This is a genomic window from Allobosea sp. CCNWLY174 (genome assembly GCF_037120455.1).
In the GTDB taxonomy this organism is placed as follows: domain Bacteria; phylum Pseudomonadota; class Alphaproteobacteria; order Rhizobiales; family Beijerinckiaceae; genus Allobosea; species Allobosea lupini.
This window is the reverse complement of the sequence record NZ_JBBBBQ010000001.1, coordinates 133,704-152,348: the sequence shown is the minus strand read 5'-3', so window position 1 is coordinate 152,348 and position 18,645 is coordinate 133,704. Positions and strand designations below refer to the sequence as shown.

General features: G+C 66.7%; 21 protein-coding genes. 12 read left to right on the top strand and 9 right to left on the bottom strand.

Annotated features, from left to right (window positions below; genetic code table 11):
- The first annotated feature begins 779 nt into the window (after positions 1-779).
- Both V7S63_RS00805 and V7S63_RS00800 read left to right on the top strand, forming a co-directional pair.
- Positions 780-1,190 (top strand): NADH:ubiquinone oxidoreductase subunit NDUFA12, encoded by a 411-nt coding sequence (locus V7S63_RS00805; RefSeq protein ID WP_091828610.1) that lies wholly within the window; start codon positions 780-782, stop codon positions 1,188-1,190.
- Positions 1,191-1,317: 127 nt separating this feature from the next.
- Positions 1,318-2,553, top strand: coding sequence for an MFS transporter (locus tag V7S63_RS00800; protein WP_336528868.1), 1,236 nt, complete (start codon positions 1,318-1,320; stop codon positions 2,551-2,553).
- On the opposite strand, the gene V7S63_RS00795 is transcribed toward V7S63_RS00800, so the two are convergent.
- On the bottom strand, positions 2,528-3,421 hold the full coding sequence (locus V7S63_RS00795; RefSeq protein WP_336528867.1) for an alpha/beta fold hydrolase: 894 nt from the start codon (positions 3,419-3,421) through the stop codon (positions 2,528-2,530). The genes V7S63_RS00800 and V7S63_RS00795 overlap by 26 nt on opposite strands.
- A gap of 166 nt (positions 3,422-3,587) precedes the next feature.
- Between V7S63_RS00795 and V7S63_RS00790 the strand changes: the two genes are divergently transcribed.
- On the top strand, positions 3,588-4,172 hold the full coding sequence (locus V7S63_RS00790; RefSeq protein ID WP_336528866.1) for a CGNR zinc finger domain-containing protein: 585 nt from the start codon (positions 3,588-3,590) through the stop codon (positions 4,170-4,172).
- Position 4,173: 1 nt separating this feature from the next.
- Here the strand turns inward: V7S63_RS00790 and V7S63_RS00785 are convergent, their stop codons facing one another.
- A complete protein-coding gene (locus V7S63_RS00785) occupies positions 4,174-5,520 on the bottom strand; it encodes an Nramp family divalent metal transporter (protein WP_091828606.1) in 1,347 nt (448 codons plus the stop codon).
- 257 nt (positions 5,521-5,777) lie between these two features.
- Here V7S63_RS00785 and V7S63_RS00780 point away from each other — a divergent pair, with 257 nt between their 5' ends.
- On the top strand, positions 5,778-6,386 hold the full coding sequence (locus tag V7S63_RS00780; RefSeq protein WP_336528865.1) for a DUF2155 domain-containing protein: 609 nt from the start codon (positions 5,778-5,780) through the stop codon (positions 6,384-6,386).
- 2 nt (positions 6,387-6,388) lie between these two features.
- Complete coding sequence (locus V7S63_RS00775; RefSeq protein ID WP_336528864.1) at positions 6,389-6,769, top strand: VOC family protein; 381 nt, start codon at positions 6,389-6,391, stop codon at positions 6,767-6,769.
- 7 nt (positions 6,770-6,776) lie between these two features.
- Here V7S63_RS00775 and aat read toward each other — a convergent pair whose 3' ends face one another.
- The 4 genes from aat to V7S63_RS00755 all read right to left on the bottom strand — a co-directional run bounded on the left by aat (position 6,777) and on the right by V7S63_RS00755 (position 10,506).
- Positions 6,777-7,454: a leucyl/phenylalanyl-tRNA--protein transferase gene (gene aat / locus V7S63_RS00770; protein WP_091828601.1), complete on the bottom strand. Its 678-nt coding sequence runs from the start codon at positions 7,452-7,454 to the stop codon at positions 6,777-6,779.
- A 162-nt stretch (positions 7,455-7,616) separates the two neighbouring features.
- A complete protein-coding gene (gene accC / locus V7S63_RS00765; RefSeq protein WP_091828600.1) occupies positions 7,617-8,981 on the bottom strand; it encodes an acetyl-CoA carboxylase biotin carboxylase subunit in 1,365 nt (454 codons plus the stop codon).
- A gap of 29 nt (positions 8,982-9,010) precedes the next feature.
- Positions 9,011-9,475: an acetyl-CoA carboxylase biotin carboxyl carrier protein gene (accB, locus tag V7S63_RS00760; RefSeq protein ID WP_091828598.1), complete on the bottom strand. Its 465-nt coding sequence runs from the start codon at positions 9,473-9,475 to the stop codon at positions 9,011-9,013.
- A gap of 248 nt (positions 9,476-9,723) precedes the next feature.
- Entirely contained in the window at positions 9,724-10,506 is a 783-nt protein-coding gene (locus tag V7S63_RS00755) for a DsbA family protein (protein WP_336528863.1), read from the bottom strand.
- Between the two features lie 334 nt (positions 10,507-10,840).
- Here V7S63_RS00755 and V7S63_RS00750 point away from each other — a divergent pair, with 334 nt between their 5' ends.
- On the top strand, positions 10,841-11,122 hold the full coding sequence (locus V7S63_RS00750; protein WP_100960683.1) for a YARHG domain-containing protein: 282 nt from the start codon (positions 10,841-10,843) through the stop codon (positions 11,120-11,122).
- 64 nt (positions 11,123-11,186) lie between these two features.
- On the opposite strand, the gene V7S63_RS00745 is transcribed toward V7S63_RS00750, so the two are convergent.
- Together V7S63_RS00745 and V7S63_RS00740 are read right to left on the bottom strand one after the other, a co-directional pair.
- Complete coding sequence (locus V7S63_RS00745) at positions 11,187-11,900, bottom strand: DNA helicase (RefSeq protein ID WP_336528862.1); 714 nt, start codon at positions 11,898-11,900, stop codon at positions 11,187-11,189.
- Between the two features lie 159 nt (positions 11,901-12,059).
- Positions 12,060-12,974 carry a LysR substrate-binding domain-containing protein gene (locus V7S63_RS00740; protein ID WP_336528861.1) on the bottom strand — a complete coding sequence of 305 codons (915 nt, stop codon included), beginning with the start codon at positions 12,972-12,974 and terminating at the stop codon, positions 12,060-12,062.
- A 119-nt stretch (positions 12,975-13,093) separates the two neighbouring features.
- On the opposite strand from V7S63_RS00740, the gene V7S63_RS00735 reads away from it, so the two are divergent.
- The 4 genes from V7S63_RS00735 (at position 13,094) to V7S63_RS00720 (ending at position 16,296) form a co-directional block, all read left to right on the top strand.
- The gene (locus V7S63_RS00735) at positions 13,094-13,816 is read left to right on the top strand and encodes an SDR family oxidoreductase (RefSeq protein ID WP_336528860.1); all 723 of its coding nucleotides are present in this window, start codon (positions 13,094-13,096) and stop codon (positions 13,814-13,816) included.
- 10 nt (positions 13,817-13,826) lie between these two features.
- Positions 13,827-14,288: a carboxymuconolactone decarboxylase family protein gene (locus V7S63_RS00730; RefSeq protein WP_442896392.1), complete on the top strand. Its 462-nt coding sequence runs from the start codon at positions 13,827-13,829 to the stop codon at positions 14,286-14,288.
- A gap of 11 nt (positions 14,289-14,299) precedes the next feature.
- A complete protein-coding gene (locus tag V7S63_RS00725; protein WP_442896391.1) occupies positions 14,300-14,662 on the top strand; it encodes an Atu4866 domain-containing protein in 363 nt (120 codons plus the stop codon).
- Between the two features lie 128 nt (positions 14,663-14,790).
- Positions 14,791-16,296 (top strand): helicase HerA domain-containing protein, encoded by a 1,506-nt coding sequence (locus V7S63_RS00720; protein ID WP_091828583.1) that lies wholly within the window; start codon positions 14,791-14,793, stop codon positions 16,294-16,296.
- Positions 16,297-16,503: 207 nt separating this feature from the next.
- Here V7S63_RS00720 and V7S63_RS00715 read toward each other — a convergent pair whose 3' ends face one another.
- Positions 16,504-17,073 (bottom strand): TIGR00645 family protein, encoded by a 570-nt coding sequence (locus V7S63_RS00715; RefSeq protein ID WP_091828581.1) that lies wholly within the window; start codon positions 17,071-17,073, stop codon positions 16,504-16,506.
- Between the two features lie 211 nt (positions 17,074-17,284).
- Between V7S63_RS00715 and V7S63_RS00710 the strand changes: the two genes are divergently transcribed.
- Both V7S63_RS00710 and xth read left to right on the top strand, forming a co-directional pair.
- Positions 17,285-17,725, top strand: a complete 441-nt coding sequence (locus tag V7S63_RS00710) for a BA14K family protein (RefSeq protein ID WP_091828580.1) — start codon at positions 17,285-17,287, stop codon at positions 17,723-17,725.
- A 129-nt stretch (positions 17,726-17,854) separates the two neighbouring features.
- Positions 17,855-18,634 (top strand): exodeoxyribonuclease III, encoded by a 780-nt coding sequence (gene xth, locus V7S63_RS00705; protein WP_336528859.1) that lies wholly within the window; start codon positions 17,855-17,857, stop codon positions 18,632-18,634.
- The last annotated feature ends 11 nt before the right edge of the window (positions 18,635-18,645 follow it).

The window sequence follows — 18,645 nt, the reverse complement described above, 5'->3', positions numbered from 1 at the left end:
CCCCCGTCATCGGTTTCCTGATGCGGCCAGCCGGAGCACGCACGTCGCCGTTCGCCGTCGCCATCTCTGGCGCGCCGCGGTGATCGCCTTGACCCGTCTGGGAACTCGTTTCGCGGGTCGAAAAAGGCGTCTCCGCCAACCGTCACGCGACCGTCAAAATTTAGTCCCGATTGGGTCGCGCCGTCAAGGATTAGTGCGAGGCGATAGGTGTGGATACGACATCTTGTAGGGAGATGTGGATCATGGGGATAAGTTTCAAGGCACCTGCTAAGCTCAAGGAATCACATGTGGAATCGCGGCGCCGTTGCGAGCTTGCAACGATCCTTGCCGGTGTGAAATCACTAAAATCCGCCGGACCATGGTTAACAGGGCATCAACAGGACCTCGCGAACCCTACTAGTGGAAGTCCTCTCTGCAGCGGCAGCCACAAGTGCTTGAATCCGCGCGAAGCTTGGGCGGCTGGCGCGTCAACGAGGCTCATCGAAGGCGCTCCGAATCATGACCGAATCGTGGCGGGGACGCCGCGACGTGGCAGGCGAGATCGGTCGCACCGGCGTTCCGCCATGCTGGACAGCGACAGCTCCTGACCGGGCTTAGATGCAAGGGGCCGCGAGCGGCTGCCGCCAGGCACAGGCGATATCGAGAATGGCCATCATTACCTCGTGGCCATTCATCAACTCGAACCCGACGACGCTGCTGCGCCGGGCCGCACTGGACATCCCTCGCCTCGCTCTTCATAAGTCGGGCGACGGCTCCAAGGCCTGCGCGGACGCAAAGCGATGACCAAGACCCTGCTCCAGCTCTTCACCTGGTGGAACGGCCAGACGATCGGCACGCGGTTCCACACCTGGCGCTTCGGCGAGAAGGTCGGCGAGGACGAGTTCGGCAACGTCTACTACCGCACCAAAGGCGGCGTGAAGGACAAGGCGCTCGGCATCCAGCGCCGTTGGGTGGTCTACAACGGCCCGATCGAAGCCTCGATCATCCCGCCCGGCTGGAACGGCTGGCTCCATCACACCGTCGATGTCGCTCCCTCCGAGGAAAAGTATACCCCGCGCGAATGGCAGAAACCGCACCAGCCGAACTACACCGGCACTGCCATGGCCTATCACCCGCCTGGCTCGACCCTCGGCGAGAACAAGACCCCGGCCGCGACCGGCGACTATCAGGCCTGGACGCCCGGCCGCTGACAGGCGGACGAAGATGCGAGCTCACGCCGGCGGTGCCACGCACCGCCGGTTCTTTGTGCCTGGACGCACGGGAACCAGGCTCGTCCTCGCCCGTTGATCGGCGCGCCGTTCTAGCCGCGAGATCGATATGGCCCCTGATCGCACCTCATCGGCTCGCGGGCCGCTCGACGCGCTGAACTTCTTCCTCGCCGATGTCCGCGACGGCCTCGGCCCCTATCTCGCGATCTACCTGCTGACGGTTCAGCACTGGGACGAGGCCTCGATCGGCTTCACGCTCTCGGCGGCGGGGATCGCCGGAATCGTCGCGCAGACGCCGGCGGGTGCGCTGATCGATGTCGTACGGGCGAAACGCGCCATTCTCGTCGCCGCTGCGCTCGCGATCACGGCCGCCTCGCTCGCCATTCCGCTCTTTCCCGGCCTGGTGCCGGTCACGATCCTGCAGGCGATCTCGGGGGTCGCCGGCGCCGTGTTCCCTCCGGCGATCGCCGCGATCACGCTCGGCATCGTCGGGCCGAAGGCGTTCGCAGCCCGGATCGGCCGCAATGAGGCGTTCAATCATGCCGGCAACGCCGTCGCCGCTTTGCTCGCCGGGGCGCTGGCCTATTGGCTCGGCCCCGGCGCGGTCTTCTGGCTGATGGCGGCGATGGCGGTGGCCAGCATCGCCGCCACGCTGAGCGTGCCCGCGGCGGCAATCGATCACGACGTCGCCCGCGGCCTCGACAGCGCGTCCACGGGCTCCGGCGAGGCACGCCCGTCGGGCTTCAGCGTGCTTCTCGCCAACCCGCCTCTGCTGGTCTTCGCTGCGTCGACCACGCTCTTTCATTTCGCCAATGCGGCGATGCTGCCGCTCGTCGGCCAGAAGCTGGCGTTGGCCAATCCGGAGCTGGCCACCACCTTGATGTCGGCCTGCATCGTCGCAGCCCAATTGGTGATGGTCCCGGTCGCCCTCGTCGTGGGCGCCAAGGCCGATCGCTGGGGCCGCAAGCGGATCTTCGCGGTGGCGCTGGCGGTCCTGTGCCTGCGCGGCCTGCTCTACCCGCTCTCGGATGCGACGCCCTGGCTGATCAGCGTCCAGTTGCTGGACGGCGTCGGCGCGGGCATCTTCGGCGCTCTCTTTCCGCTTATCGTCGCCGATCTCACGGCCGGCACCGGCCATTTCAACGTCGCCCAGGGCGCCATCGCGACTGCGCAAGGCATCGGCGGCGCCCTGAGCACCTCTGTCGCCGGGGCGATCGTCGTCGGCTACGGCTATGGCGCGGCCTTCATCACGCTCGGCATCGCCGCTGGCATCGCGCTGGCGCTGCTGCTTCTGCTCATGCCGGAGCCCAGCACACGGACTACCGCGCAGGCAACCGCGCCATGAACGTCCGGATGCGTTCGGCGATCTCGCCAGCATGCGTCTCCAGCGCGAAATGGCCGGCGTCGAACAGATGCACCTCGGCGCCCGGCACCTGCTGCTTCAGATAGTCGACCCCCTGGAGCGTGAAGAACGGGTCGTTCTTGCCCCAGACGATCAGCATCGGCGGCTGGCGTTCGGTGAGGTAGCGCTGCCAGGCCGGATAGGCTGCGAAATTGCTCTGATAATCGTGCAGCAATCTTAGCTGGATCTCGCGATTGCCCGGTCGGTCCAGCCCGGCCTGATCCATCGTCCACGCATCGGGCGAGAGCCGTTCGGCCCGCGTGGCGCCATGGACGTACTGGAAGCGCGTCGTTTCCGGCTTCAGCAGGTCGGCGAAGGGCTTCTCGGTCTCGGCGTTGCGCTCGCGCCAGAACGGCCCCATCGACGCGGTGATCTCGGGGTTCCAGCCCTCGGCATTGGCGACGGCGTTCTGAACGATCAGCCCGCGCACCCGCTCCGGCCGGCGTAGCGCCAGGCGGAAGCCCACCGGGCCGCCATAGTCTTGCAGATAGAGCACATAGCTCTTCAGCCCGAGCCGATCGACCAGCGCTTCCACCACATCGGCGAGGCGGTCGAAGCGATAATCGAACGCGGCGGGCGACGGCGCGCCGCTATGGCCGAAGCCGGGATAGTCCGGCGCGATCACCCGGTACTGCCCCGAAAGGCGCGGAATCAGGTCGCGGAACATGTGCGACGAGGACGGAAAACCGTGCAGCAGCAAGAGCGCCGGCGCGTCCTGCGGCCCGGCCTCGCGATAGAAGATCTCGGTGCCGGCGATCTCGGTCGTGCGGAACTGAGTTGGGCCGGGCTCGGCGACGGCAACGGACGTCATGGCAAGAACTCCTGCGGCGAGGGTGATGGCGGCAAAGCGGCTGAGGGAACGGGGCATCGCAAGTGATGTAACCTCTGTTTATCTTCTTCAACGGTGTCACTTGATTTGACACCTGTCAATCGATAAATAAGCGGTTACATATCGACATATCCCTCCGAGATCCGAGATGACGTCTGCGACAGAGGCTTCCAGCGAATTCCGCGACGGTTTTCCCTTCGTCGGCGGCTCGACCTGGCTGGATCTGCTCAACACCACGCCCGCCGGCGAAACCGGTCCCCAGGAGCTGATCGATGGTCCCGAGCGGGCATTGGCCTGGCTGAGAGCAGCCGGGCTCGGCGATGCTGCCGGAGATGGAAGCGAGGCAATGACCGATCTGCGCACTCTGCGCGCGGAGCTGCGGCCGGTCTTTGAGACGCTTGAGGCAGGCCAGCCGCTGCCCGATGCAGTCTTGGCGTCGGTCAATCGGCGGTTGGCCGGCCTCAACGGCCACCATGTCTTGCAGCGCGGGGACAATGGACCCGCGCTCGGATTCGCGTTCGATCCCGCCGGGCCCGCCGCCCAGATATCGCTCGATCTCGCCCGTTTCGTCTGCGAGGCCGAGCCGGCGCGGCTGAAGCGCTGCGCCGCCGATCATTGCACGCTCGTCTTCTACGATCGCGGCCGCAACAACACCCGGCGCTGGTGCACGATGAGCCTCTGTGGCAACCGCGACAAGGTCGCCCGCTTTCGCGCCAGGCGCGCTGCGCGCTGACTCAACCTGCCACGCCGATAAAGTCGACCAGCAGCTTGACGTTGAGCGCCGCGATCACCACCGCGATCAGATAGGCGAAGGCGATGAGCCAGCGCGGCGCGACGAGCTCGCCCATCTTGGCCTTGTCGGCAGTGAACATCACCAGCGGGAAGACCGCGAAGGAGAGCTGCAGCGAGAGGACGACCTGGGTCAGGATCAGGAGGCGCGCCGTGCCGGAATCGCCGTACCAGATCGTCACCGCTGCCGCCGGTATGATGGCGATGCCTCGGGTGATCAGCCGGCGCAGCCAAGGCGCCAGCCTGATCTTGAGAAACCCCTCCATTACGATCTGGCCGGCGAGCGTCGCCGTCACCGTCGAGTTGATGCCGCAGCAGAGCAGCGCGATGCCGAACAGGGTCGGCGCGATCGCCACCCCCAGCAGCGGGCCGAGCAGCTTGTGCGCGTCGCCGAGCTCGGCGACCTCGGTCTGGCCGGTCTTGTAGAAGGTCGCCGCCGCCAGGATGAGGATCGAGGCGTTGATCAGCAGCGCGAACATCAGCGCGACCGTCGAATCGATCGTGGCGAATTTCAGCGCCTGACGCTTCTCCGGCAGGGTTTCGCCATAGGCGCGCGTCTGCACGATGCCCGAATGCAGATAGAGATTGTGCGGCATCACCGTCGCACCGAGGATGCCGAGCGCGAGGTACAGCATCTCCGGATTGGTGACGATCTCGGTGGTCGGCGCAAAGCCGCGGATCACCTGCCCCCAGTTCGGATCGGCGAGCGCGATCTGGATGGCGAAGCATACCGCGATCACGCCGAGCAGAGTGATGATCAGCGCCTCGACCCAGCGGAACCCGAGCCGCTGCAGATAGAGGATCAGGAAGACGTCGAGCGCGGTGATGATGACGCCGAGCTCGAGCGGAATGCCGAAGATCAGGTTGAGGCCGATCGCGGTGCCGATCACCTCGGCGATGTCGGTGGCGATGATCGCGGTTTCGGCGAGGAACCACAGCACATAGGCGACGGGCCGGGGGAAGGCGTCGCGGCAGGCCTGGGCGAGGTCGCGCCCCGACGCGATGGCGAGCCGCGCGCAGAGCGACTGCAGCACGATCGCCATGATGTTGGAGACCAGCGCGACAACCAGCAGCGTGTAGCCGAATTTGGAGCCACCTGCGATCGAGGTCGCCCAGTTGCCGGGATCCATATAGCCGACGGCAACGAGATAGCCCGGCCCGGCGAAGGCCGCGGCACGGCGCCAGCCCGGTCCCGAGTTGCGCACCGCGATCGAGCGATGGACATCGGCCAGCGAAGCCTCGCCCCGCTCGCTGCGCCAGCCTGCGGGCACCTTCTCGACCCGAGCGTCCATGCCTGATCCCAATTCTGCTCTTGCAGTGCATTCGCAAGATAAAGACATGCAAACGGTTCGCAAGAGCGAAAGCGCTGGTCGGCATGCGTCTCGATGCCGGCTCTATCCGAGGAAACGCATGACCGGCGACGGAGCGTCGTCGCGCTTTCGGTGCGAGCCCGGCCATTCACCGGCCTCTCGCCCTTTTTCCGCTGCGATTGCCGTGCTACTGCGCCCCATCGCGGCTCGGGCCCGCTTGAAGAGAATCGCATACCGGCATGCCTTCGCTCCGCAGGATCCTCGCCCTCGCCGCCGTCTCCGGCGCAGCGCTCGCACTGGCCGTCCCCGCCAAGGCCGACCGTATCCGCAATCCGACGGCGGTCTTCGCCGGGCTCGACAAGATCACCGGCCGGATCATCTCCTTCGAGGTGGCGATCGACGAGACCGTGCAGTTTGGCGCGCTGCAGATCACGCCGCGCATCTGCTGGACCCGTCCACCGACGGAGGCGCCGCAGACGACCTCCTTCACCGAGGTCGACGAGGTCACCTTCAACAACGAGTACCGGCGCATCTTCACCGGCTGGATGTATGCGTCCAGCCCGGGCCTGCATGGCGTCGAGCACGCGATCTATGATGTCTGGCTGACCGACTGCAAAGGCGGCACCGAGCTGGTGGTCGATCCGAAGGAGCCGGAGACCGCGCCTCCGCCTCTCACTCCCGAGCAGCGTCGCCCGGCCCGTCCGGCCCAGCAAACGCCGCCACCGGGCAATCAGCGCATCGATGTCGCCCCGCCGCAGGGCGTACCGGTGCAGCCGCGCCAGACGCCCTCGCAGCGCTTCTTCCCGACCAATCCGGTGCAGGGCCGCGACCCGGCCGGCAACAACTGACCATGGCGCGGGTCACCGGCATTGGTGGCCTGTTCTTCCGCGGCCGCGATCCACAGGCTCTATCGGCCTGGTACGAGCTTCACCTCGGCATCGCCGACATGAACAAGGCGGTCTGGAGCCAGGAGGCCGGGCCGACCATCTTCGGCCCCTTCGCTGCAACGACGGACTATTTCGGCAGGCCGGACCAGCAATGGATGGTCAATTTCCGCGTCGACGATCTCGATGCGATGATGGCTTCGCTCCGCGCTGCCGGCATCGCGGTCGAGACCCGACCGGAATGGGATTCGGAAGTCGGCCGCTTCTGCCGCATCCACGATCCCGAGGGCAATCCGATCGAGCTCTGGGAGCCCTCGCCGATGGCAAGCGGCGGACAGGCGACCTGACCGGCTCTCAGCCGGACAGCTCGGCAAGCGCCTCGCCCCCGGTGACCGCCTGCCCGGCAGGCCAGGCCCACCAGTCGCCATCGGCCGCGACCGCCGCGTCGAGCAGTTCGCGATAGGCCTCGCGCGGGACCTCGCGCGTGCCGAACTGTGAGAGATGCGCGGTCTGGAACTGGGTATCGAGCAAGCGGTAGCCGCCGCGCCGGAGCCGGGCGATGAGATGGACAAGCGCCACCTTCGAGGCGTCGGTCTCACGGTGGAACATGCTCTCGCCGAAAAAGGCGCCGCCCAGCGACAGGCCATAGAGCCCGCCGACCAGCCTGTCCTCGCGCCAGCATTCGACGGTGTGAACATAGCCGAGATGGAAGAGCTCGCCATAGAGCGCCCGGATGCGGCCGTTGATCCAGGTCTCGGTCCGGTCAGGCCGGCTTTCGGCGCAGGCCGCGATCACGCGGGCGAAGTCGTGATCGATCCGGATCTCGAAACGATCGGACCGGACAGTGCGCGCCAACCGGCCCGGCAGATGGAAGGCGTCGAGCGGGATGATGCCGCGAATTTCCGGCTCGACCCAGAACAGGCCGGGATCGTCGGCGCTCTCCGCCATCGGGAAGACACCGGCCGCATAGGCGCGCAGCAGGATCTCCGGCGTGATCGCCGGCGTGCGCGCGGGTGTGGAACGGGCCTTCATGCGGCGATGGGAGCGCGGGTCGGCGGTTGAGTCAAACCCGAAGCGTCGTTCTCGGGCGGCGCGAAGCGCCGACCCGGGAATCTCGTGACGAGAAGGCGTTACCGAGCCCTTCCCGCCTGAGAGGCTCGGGTCAGGCCCGAGCTTGACGGCATGCCCCGGATCTCACACCTCGCCCGGCTGATCCATGCCGCCATTGGCGAGGAATTTCTCCAGCCAGTGGATGTTGTAGTCGCCGTTCAGGATGTCCGGATTGCGCACCAGCGTCCGGAACAGCGGCAGCGTGGTATCGACGCCGTCGACGACGAACTCGTCGAGCGAACGGCGCAGGCGCATCAGGCATTCAGCCCGGTTGCGGCCGTGCACGATCAGCTTGCCGACCAGCGAGTCGTAATGCGGCGGGATGACATAGCCCTGATAGGCCGCCGAATCGACGCGCACGCCGAGCCCGCCAGGCGTATGGAACGAGGCGATCTTGCCTGGCGAGGGCCGGAAGGTCGCGGGGTGCTCGGCATTGACGCGGCATTCGATGGCATGGCCCTCGATGACGACGTCCTTCTGGCTGATCGAGAGCGGCGCCCCGGCAGCGATCCGGATCTGCTCGTTGACGAGGTCGATCCCGGTGATCATCTCGGTGACCGGATGCTCGACCTGGATGCGGGTGTTCATCTCGATGAAGTAAAACTCGCCGTCCTCGTAGAGGAACTCGATCGTGCCGGCGCCGAGATAGCCCATATCGGCCATCGCCTTGGCGCAGATGTTGCCGATCCGGTCGCGTTCGCCGGCATTGAGGGCCGGCGACGGCCCCTCCTCCCAGACCTTCTGGTGGCGGCGCTGCAGCGAGCAGTCGCGCTCGCCGAGATGGATCGCCCGGCCCTTGCCGTCGCCGAGCACCTGGATCTCGATATGGCGCGGCTTCTCGAGGTATTTCTCGATATAGACGGCGTCGTCGCCGAAATTGGCCTTGGCCTCGCTGCGGGCCGTGGCAAGCGCGACGGACACTTCGTCCTCGCTGCGCACGACTTTCATGCCCTTGCCGCCGCCGCCGGACGCCGCCTTGATGATGACGGGCAGCCCGATCTCTCTGATGATGCGCAGCGCCTCATCGTCATCGGCGACCCCGCCCTCGGAGCCCGGCACGCAGGGGATGCCGAGACGCTTGGCCGTGCGCTTGGCCTCGATCTTGTCGCCCATGCTGCGGATATGCTCGGCCTTGGGGCCGATGAAGGCGATGTTGTGCCGTTCGAGGATCTCGGCGAAGCGGGCGTTCTCCGAGAGGAAGCCGTAGCCGGGGTGGACCGCGTCGGCACCGGTGATCTCGCAGGCGGCGATCAGGGCCGGGATGTTGAGATAGCTCTCGCGCGCCGGCGGCGGGCCGATGCAGACGCTCTCGTCGGCGAGGCGCACATGCATGGCGTTGGCGTCTGCGGTCGAATGCACCGCAACCGTCGCGATGCCGAGTTCCTTGGCAGCTCGCAGCACCCGCAGCGCGATCTCGCCGCGATTGGCGATCAGGATCTTGTCGAACATCTTGAGCCCGCTCCCGCCCGGATGAATCCTCACTCGATCACCAGCAGGGGCTCGCCGTATTCGACCGGCTGGCCGTCCTCGACGAGAATCGCGACGACCTTGCCGGCACGCGGGGCGACGATGTCATTGAAGGTCTTCATGGCTTCGACGAGCAGCACGCGCTCGCCGGCCTTCACCTCCTGGCCGATCTCGATGAACGGCTTGGCATCCGGCGAGGGCCGGCGATAGGCGGTGCCGACCATCGGCGAGTTGACCGTGCCGGGATGGGCAGCTGCGGCCTTGGCTTCGGCCGGAGCGGCAGCGGCGGCCGCCACAGGTGCAGGCGCGAAGGCCGGCGCAGGCGCAACCGGAGCCATCACCGTCGCAGTGATCGTACGGGCGACGCGGATGCGCAGGTCGCCCTTCTGCACCTCGATCTCGGTCAGATCGGTCTCGTTGATCAGTTGCGCCATCTCGCGCACGAGTTCGGGATCGATGGGGCTCTTGGTCGCCATGGCGGATTTCACCGTCTTCGTGAGCTCGGTTGGGCGGGACGGCAGGTCCCGAAGAGGATGCGCATATGCGAATGAATGGCGCCGGATCAAGCCGGCAGCCTCGCGATGTCGCGCGTCTTTACCCGGAACGGCGGGTCAGGAAAAGGGCGAAGGCGCCCTGTGGGCACCTTGCCTATGCAAATCGCCGCCATCCCGCGCGTTGGTCCACAGCAAACGACGCCGCGAGCCAGCTTGAAGGCCGTATCGGTTCAGCCGCTGCAGGTCGCCTTGCCGCATTTGCGGACGGCTTCGATCTTCTGCTTCAGCGCCGCCTGGCCGACCGCGCCGAACACCACCTCGTCGCCGATGATGAAGGCCGGCGTGCCGGTGAGGCCGAGCCGGTCGCCGAGCGCGACCGTCTGCTCGATCACGGCGCGCGTCGCCGGAGCATCGATCTCCTTCTTGACGCGTTCGATATCGGCGCCGGCTTCCTTGGCGATCTCCAGCGCCTTGGCGCCATTGATCCGGCCCTTGGTCGCCATCAGCTTGAGATGGAAATCCCAGTATTTCTGGCCCTGGAGCTGGTTCTTCACGGCGATGGCGACGCGGCTGGCCTCGACCGAGTCGGGGCCGAGGATCGGGAAGTCCTTGATCACGACCTTGAGCTTGGCATCGTCCTTGGCGAGGGCGCGAACGTCTTCCATCGCCCTTTTGCAGAAGCCGCAATTGTAATCCATGAACTCGACGAGGGTGACGTCACCCTGCGGGTTGCCGGCGATCACCGAGGTCGCGGGGTCGGTCAGGCTCGCCTTCTCGGCCGAGAGCGCATTGCGCTGCGCCTCGACCTGCGCGACCTGGTTGCGCTTCTCGAGCTCGACCAGCGCCTCCTGGATCAGCTCCGGATTCTTCAGCAGCGTCTCCTTGATCAGCTCGACCACGGCGCTGCGTTGCTCGGCCGAGAGCGACTGGGCCTGGGCCGGCGCGACGGCGACGCCAAGCGCACAGGCGGCGAAGCCGGCGAGCGCCAGACGGTGCAGCGAAGAGAAGATCATGACGACGGTCCTTTCCAGGGCGCGATTCGCGCGCACTATCATTGTCTGTCGGGAGGAACATACCTGATGACGGCACCTGCGCGCAGTGCCGCCGGCGATCCCTGCGGCTATTTTTTTGGCCGGAACCCGGCTCGCCTCGATCTGGGAGGCGAAAGGCTGAAAAATCCCTCAATTCTTGTCCTCCGCAGGCAAGGCTGCGTCAATTCACAGCTTTGCCAGCGGGGCGATCGCGCCCTCGTGCAACAAGATCGTGATCCTGCCATGGCAGCGAGCGAAAAGACTTGTCGCGTCCGCAAAGGGCGACAACATAACGTTCGCACCGCACGAGGTCGTCATGTCGAAGCTGCTCACCCCCGTCCTCGCTCTCGGCGTCGCCCTGCCGCTCTTCGGGACTGTGACGCCCGCGGCCGCCCAGAGCTGCGAGGACCTGTGGTACCAGCGCAACGAGATCTACAAGGCGCAGGGCTATTGCTTCCGCACCCAGCGCGGCATCAGCGCCTTCGGCAATGCCGGCTGCCAGTACGACAATGTCGAGGACGTGCCGCTCTCGCCGACGCAGCGCCGCATCATCGCCGACATCCAGCGCGCCGAACGCACGAGCCGCTGCCCTCGCTGAACGACGATTGTCATTTGGCATCATTCCGGCCGCAGCGCCGGGATGACGGACTATTTCAAAGCCGCTACCCCGCCGCCTGAAACCGGACTTCGCCCTCGTTCAGGAAGCAGGTCTTGCTGAACAGCGAGAGGTCGAGCGGGTTCGGCAGGCGAACATCCCCAAGATCGGGACAGGGTTTCGCCGCCGGATCGTAGGACCGGTCGATCTGCGAGATGAAGGCGAGGATTACGCCCCTCGCCAGCGCGAACGCCTTGAGATCGCGGATCTGGTCCGCCAGCTCCGCATTGCCGCGCTTCTGGTCGAGCAGTTGCAGATAGTCGACGATCGCCAGCGTGCCGCGCGGCGCCTCCGCCAGCGCCCGCATGATGTGATCGGCGCTGATCGCCTCCGAATCGTCGAAGGAAAACAGCGCCTCGAATTGGGCGGGATCGACACCAAGTGCGCGAAAGCGGCCAACCACATCCCGGGCCGTGTATTCCAGCGTGAAGAACACCGCGCGGCGGCCGGCCTTCATCGCCTCGACCGCGAGCTGGAGGCTGAGCAGCGTCTTGCCATGCCCGGGCCGCGCGCCGATCAGCAGCAGGTCGCCTGGCTCCAGCCAGGCCAGCAGCCCCTCGGCAGACAGGCTCTCGGCGGATCTGGCCGCGAGCAGGCTCCAGGCGCCGAAGCCTTCGCCAATGGCGACGCGGTCTAGCGCGAGATGGAGCGGGATGTCGTCCTTGCGCGCCAGCTCCTTGGCCTTGCGCTTCAGGCGATAGATGGGGGCGGAAAGCTTCATCGATGGACCTCCTGATGCGAGCCAGATCCGCAACCCCTCCTTATGCGCAGCGCTCGAACAGTCGGTTCGATGACGGAAATACCCTGCACGGCAACGTGCTTCCCTGATGGAGGGCGGAGGCGCGGGCCGCGCCTGGAATCAGAGCATAGCCGATCCCGTTCAGGCCGTCGCCCTGTGCCTGTCCCACTCGAAACCGCGCAGATGGTCGACCAGGGCACGCAGCTTCGGCGCCATGGCGCGGCGGCTGGGATAATAGAGATAGAAGCCCGCGAAATACGGGCTGTATTCCTCCAGCAACGGCACCAGCTCGCCACGCGCGATCGCCGGGCGGAAGCTCTCTTCCATGCCGAAGGTGATGCCGGCACCCGAAACCGCGAGCTTGATCATGAGCGCCATGTCGCTGGTCGTGATCTCCGGCGCGACAGCGACGCTGAATTCCCTGCCATCCTCGGCGAACTCCCAGCGATAGGGCGGCAGCTTCGGGCCCGGCCGCCAGCCGATGCAGCGATGCGTCGCCAGCTCGCGCGGATGTGAAGGGATGCCGAAGCGCTGGCGATAGGCCGGCGCACAGACGGCGAGCTGGCGCTCCTCGCCGCCGATCGAGACCGCGATCATGTCCTGCTCGATGACCTCGCCGAGCCTGACGCCGGCATCGTAACCGGCGGCGACGATGTCAAACTCCTCGTCTGTCACGGTGATGTCGAGCTCGACCTCGGGATGGCCCGCGACGAAGCTCGACAGGAATGGCCCCGACAGGAAGCGCTCGGCGATCGACGAGACAGCTAGACGCAGGCGCCCGCGCGCGCCGGCGCGCAGATCCCGCGTCGCCTCGACGGCGGCCCGCAGATCAGCCAGGGCTGGATCGAGATCGGCGAGGAGACGCTCGCCCGCTTCGGTCAGGCTGACGCTGCGCGTGGTCCGCTGCACCAGCGCGATCCCAAGCCGCTCCTCCAGCTTCCGGATCGATTGGCTCACCGCCGAACGCGTCACGCCGATGCGGTCGGCTGCGCCGCGAAAGCTCCTCTCCTCGGCGACGAGCGCGAACACGGCAAGCGCATTGAGGTCCATCTCCATTGGTTAGATTAGCTCTCCAATCTGGGAAGGAATGAACGACTTATCGCGACAATGACCTGCTCCTAGCTTTCGGGCAACCGCAGTAGCGCGGTGCCCCGAAACAACCAGACGGAGCAGACATGGCCAACAAGGTCGTCCTCATCACCGGTGCCTCCAGCGGGATCGGAGCCGGCATCGCCCGCGAACTCTCGGCCGCCGGAGCAAAGCTCATGCTCGGCGCGCGTCGCACCGACCGCCTCGATTCGCTCGCCGACGAGCTCAACGCGAAAGGTGGCGATGTCCGCACCCGCCGGCTCGACGTCACCGATCGCGCCGACGTCGCCGCCTGTGCCGAAGCGGCGCGCGAGGCCTTCGGCCGCGTCGACGTCATCGTCAACAATGCCGGTGTCATGCCCCTCTCGCTGATGGCCTCGCTCAAGGTCGACGAGTGGGACCGGATGGTCGACGTCAACATCAAGGGCGTGCTCTACGGCATTGCCGCCGTGCTGCCGCAGATGCTGGCGCGCGGCTCCGGCCAGATCGTCAACATCGCCTCGATCGGCGCGCTCGCCGTCTCGCCGACGGCGGCCGTCTACTGCGCGACGAAATACGCGGTGCGCGCGATCTCGGACGGTCTGCGCCAGGAGCACGCCAACCTGCGCGTCACCTGCATCCATCCCGGCGTGGTCGAGAGCGAGCTCGCCAGCACGATCACCGACCCGGCCGCTGCCGAGCTGATGAAGAGCTATCGCGCCATCGCGCTCCAGCCCGACGCGATCGGCCGCGCCGTGCGCTTCGCGATCGAGCAGCCTGACGATGTCGACGTCAACGAGATCGTCGTCCGCCCCACCGCAACCCGCTGAGGATGAAGCCATGAGCAAATCAATCCCATCTCCCCTGCGCGCCGCCGCAGCCGCCTTCGCCATCGCGGCGATGCCCGCACCCGTCATCGCCGAGTCGAGCGACGAACGGCGCAAGCGCGGTGAAGCTGTCATCCGCAGCCTGAACAAGGGCGAAGCCCAGCCGGCGCTGGAGCGCATGCGGCAGGAGTTTCCCTTCCTCGCCGAGGCGACCGAGGCCTATGCGCTCGGCGATGTCTGGTCGCGGACCGGCCTCGACAATCGGACGCGCCAGCTCGCAGCGGTGGCGGCCTTCGCCGCGACCGGCCAGACCGCCTTCATGAAGGTTCATGCCGGCTACGCGCTGAACATCGGCGTGCCCGAGGAAGAGCTGAAGGAGATCGTCTACCTGATCACCGTCCCTGCCGGGATCTCGCGGGCGATCGCGGCGTCGCAGGCATTGTCGGAGGTCTTCGCCGAACGCCGCAGGCAGTGAGGGCAACGATCATGAACAGCTTGCTCGTAAACACCTCGCTTTTGCTGGCCGCCGGCATCGGCCTCGCCACCACGACCATTCAAAAGGGACCGGAAGGATCCACCCGCATGACCATCACCAAGGCAGCCGCTGCCGAGAGCCACCCCTATGTCGGCATGTGGGTCACCGCCGACAATCATGTCCGGCACAATCTTCTACCGAATGATCGCTATGACGAAGCCCGCGGCAGTCGCGAAAGCGCCTATCGCGGCCGCTACAAAGTGACAGGCAACTATATCGAGTACTGGGACGACACCGGCTTCACCGCCGACGGCACCTTCGTCGACGCGGACACACTCCACCATGGCGGCATGATCCTGCGCCGCCGCCCCTGACAGGGGCCGTCACCTCCATCGCGCAAAGCTGTGGAATGCGGGCCGGGCCTTGCCTCACTTGCCGGCGGGCGTGCTAGAAGCGCCGCCTTGCGTTTCCCGCCATGGCAAGGAGCGGCCTGGATTCCGGCATGAAGACTGGCATCGACATGGGGTCGACGCGCGGCGGCGAGCCCGCCGAGCTCGACCTTGCCGAATTGCTGGCAACGCGCCTGCTGGTCCAGGGCAATTCCGGCTCGGGCAAGTCGCATCTGCTGCGCCGCCTGCTCGAACAGAGCGCGCCCCTCGTGCAGCAGGCCATCGTCGATCCCGAGGGCGACTTCGTCTCGCTGGCCGACCAGTTCGGCCATGTCGTGGTCGACGGCACGGCGAGCCCGGTCGAATTGCAGAAGATCGCGCTGCGCGTGCGCCAGCACCGGGTCTCGGTGGTGCTCAACCTCGAGGAACTCGACGCCGACGAGCAATTGCGCGCCACCGCCGCCTTCCTCGGCGGGCTCTTCGACATCGACCGCGCTCATTGGTACCCAATGCTGGTCGTGGTCGACGAGGCCCAGCTTTTCGCCCCGGTGATGGCGGGCGAGGCCTCCGACGAGGCGCGACGCCTGTCCCTCGGCGCAATGACCAACCTGATGTGCCGCGGCCGCAAGCGCGGCCTTGCCGGCGTGATCGCGACGCAGCGCCTCGCCAAGCTCGCCAAGAACGTCGCGGCCGAGGCCTCCAACTTCCTGATGGGCCGCACCTTTCTCGACATCGACATGCAGCGCGCCGCCGATCTGCTCGGCATGGACCGGCGCCAGGCCGAGATGTTCCGCGATCTCGAACGCGGCCAGTTCGTCGCGCTCGGGCCGGCCCTCTCGAAGAAGCCGCTGCCGGTGCGGATCGGTCCGGTCGCTTCGATCGATCGCGGCGGCGCGCCTGGCCTGCTGCCTTTGCCCGACCAGGCGCCGGAAGACGCCAGCAAGCTGATCTTCACCGCGGGAGAGGACGAGGTCGCGCCGGCGCCCTGGCCGAAGCAGCCGCGCCCGCGGCCGATGGTGGCGCCCGAGATCATCCGCCGGATTGAGACGCACCAGCCGGTGCCGCCGCCAGAGCCCGAGATCGAGATGGATCCGGCCGAGCGCGCCGCGGCGCTGGTCGAGATCCTCAACGAATTGCTCGACGATCCCGAGGCGCGCGACCGCCCGGTCGCGGTGCTCTACCAGGATTTCACCGTGCGCTGCCGGATGCGCCGCGTCAGCGGGCCGGAGACCAGCCTGGATGCCTTCCGCAAGCGCCTCGCCGTCGCCCGTGCCGGGGCGAGCGAAGCAGTCTTGTCGTCGGAGGCCTGGGAAAAGGCGCTGACCGCCGCAGAGACCCTGCCGGAAGACCTGCACGGGCTCTTCCTGTTCATCGCCCGCAGCGCGATCGAGGGTGCGCCCTGCCCGTCCGACGCCGAGCTGGCCGAAGCCTATGGCAGCCATTCGCCGAGCCGGGCGCGCCGCCTCATCGGCTATATCGAGGAGCGCGGCCTGCTCGTCTGCCATGTCGACTTCCGCGGCCAGCGTACGCTCGCCCTGCCCGCGCTCGGCGTCGAGACCGCGCCGGGCCTGGCTTCGCCGTTGGTCAAGGGCCTGCCGCCGAGGCGGGCACGGGGGTAAACTCTCGTCTTTCAGGGACAGGCCTGAGCCCGGAATCCGGAATCGACGCCCTTCCCCGTCATGGGCGGGCTTGTCCCGACCATCCACGCCTTCGCCTTGCTGATCGAGCGCGGTGCTTAAGACGTGGATGCTCGCCACAAGGGCGAGCATGACGAACCGTCGCGACTCTAGCCAGGCTCGCCGCTTACGTGGCGCCCACGGCTACCTTCAATGCCCCTTGCCGGTGCCGCCGAGCGTCATCCGATCGACCCAGGCGATGCCGATCGCCGAGAAGATGAAGATGGTGTGGATCAGCGTCTGCAGCAGCACGCCGGTCGCGGTGTAGTTCGTTGCCGTCGGCCCGCCAATGTTGCCGGCCTCGATGAAGGTCCGCAGCAGGTGGATCGAGGAGATGCCGATGATCGCCATGGCGAGCTTGATCTTCAGGATCGAGGCGTTGACATGGCTCAGCCACTCCGGCTGGTCGGGATGCCCCTGCAGGCGCAGACGCGAGACGAAGGTCTCGTAGCCGCCGACGATCACCATGATCAGCAGGTTCGAGATCATCACCACGTCGATCAGGCCGAGCACGACCAGCATGATCTGCTGCTCGCTGAAATCGAAGGCGTGGCTGACGAGGTGCCAGAGCTCCTTGAGGAATAGGAAGACGTAGACGCACTGCGCCACGATCAGGCCGAGATAGAGCGGCACCTGCAGCCAGCGCGAGGCGAAGATCACCATCGGCAGCGGCTTCAGGCCTTGGGCAGGCTGGTCTGCGGGATCGGCTGGCTGCGACATGGGGCTCCCAGATGGATTGTGCGCTGCGGAAACGTCCGCCAGATGGGGCCTCACGCGGCCGTGCGCAAGCCGAAAAATACAGATGGAAGCCGGAAGTCGTTGAAATTTAGCCGCGTTTTGCGTCTACTTCCTAAGGTAAGGTGACAGAGTTCGGGCAATGCCGGTAGGTTCGCCCGTGAATCCTCCCGTTCGGAGGGACAAGGAGTTCGAGATGATCAGGACGACGATGATCGCCGCCGCCCTCGCTGGCGGTTTCGCCCTCGCGACACCGGCGACGGCCGCGCCGCTCGCGCCGGCCTCCGCCGCCATAGCGACCGCCGGCTCGACCAATCTCGTCGAGCAGGTACAGTACCGCCGCTACTATGGCCCGCGCTATGGCTATTACGGGCGCGGCTATCGCTATAACCGCGGCGCAGCCGTCGGCGCCGGCATTGCAGCGGGCGCGCTCGGCGCTCTTGCCGCAGGCGCCCTGCTCGCGCCCGGGCCGGTCTATGCCGAGCCGGTCCCGCCGCCGGTCTATGCTGCGCCCCGACCTGTCTACGTGGAACCGGATGCCGACGCGATCGCCTATTGCTCGCGCCGCTTCCGCAGCTACGACCCGCAGACCGGTACCTATATCGCCTCCGGCGGCGTGGTTCGCGCCTGCCCGTAAGGCACGGCCGATACGCCGAATGATCAGAACCTCCCGGCCCAGGTCGGGAGGTTTTTTATGACCGCTGCTGACTTGCATTGACGGCTTGGCCGGCTCTTAGTCTCCGCTCGTCTGAATCGGAGCCGGCCCGTGCGCATCGCCACCTGGAACGTCAACTCGATCCGTCAGCGGCTGACCCATGTCCTCGCTTTCCTGAAGGAGGCCGAGCCCGATGCGCTCTGCCTGCAGGAGCTGAAATGCGTCGACGCCGACTTTCCGCGCGCCGAGATCGAGGACGCCGGCTGGCAGGTCACGACCCACGGCCAGAAAGGCTTCAACGGCGTCGCCATCATCTCGCGCCATGCGCTCGAGGATGTCAGGCGCGGCCTGCCGGGGGATGAGAGCGACGAGCAGGCGCGCTATCTCGAAGGCGTGCTGCCGCTTGGCGACGGCGTGGTGCGCCTCGCCTCGATCTACCTACCCAACGGCAATCCGCCGAACACCGAGAAGTATCCCTACAAGCTTGCCTGGATGGAGCGGCTTGCGGTGCATGCCAAGGGCTTGCTGGCCCATGAGGAGCCACTGGTGCTGGCCGGCGACTACAATGTTATTCCCGAACCGCGCGACGCACGCGACCCCGCCGCCTGGACCGGCGACGCGCTCTTCCTGCCGCCGACCCGCACCGCCTTCCGCAAGCTGCAGAGCCTTGGCTTCACCGAGGCGCTGCGCGCCACCACCGATGCACCTGGCCTCTACACCTTCTGGGATTATCAGGCCGGCGCCTGGCAGCGGAACAACGGCATCCGCATCGACCATCTCCTGCTCTCGCCGCAAGCCGCCGACAGGCTCGGCGCGGTCTCCATCGCCAAGCATGTCCGCGGCTGGGAGAAGGCCTCGGATCATGTCCCGGTGCTGATCGAGCTGAACTGAGTCGCGATCGG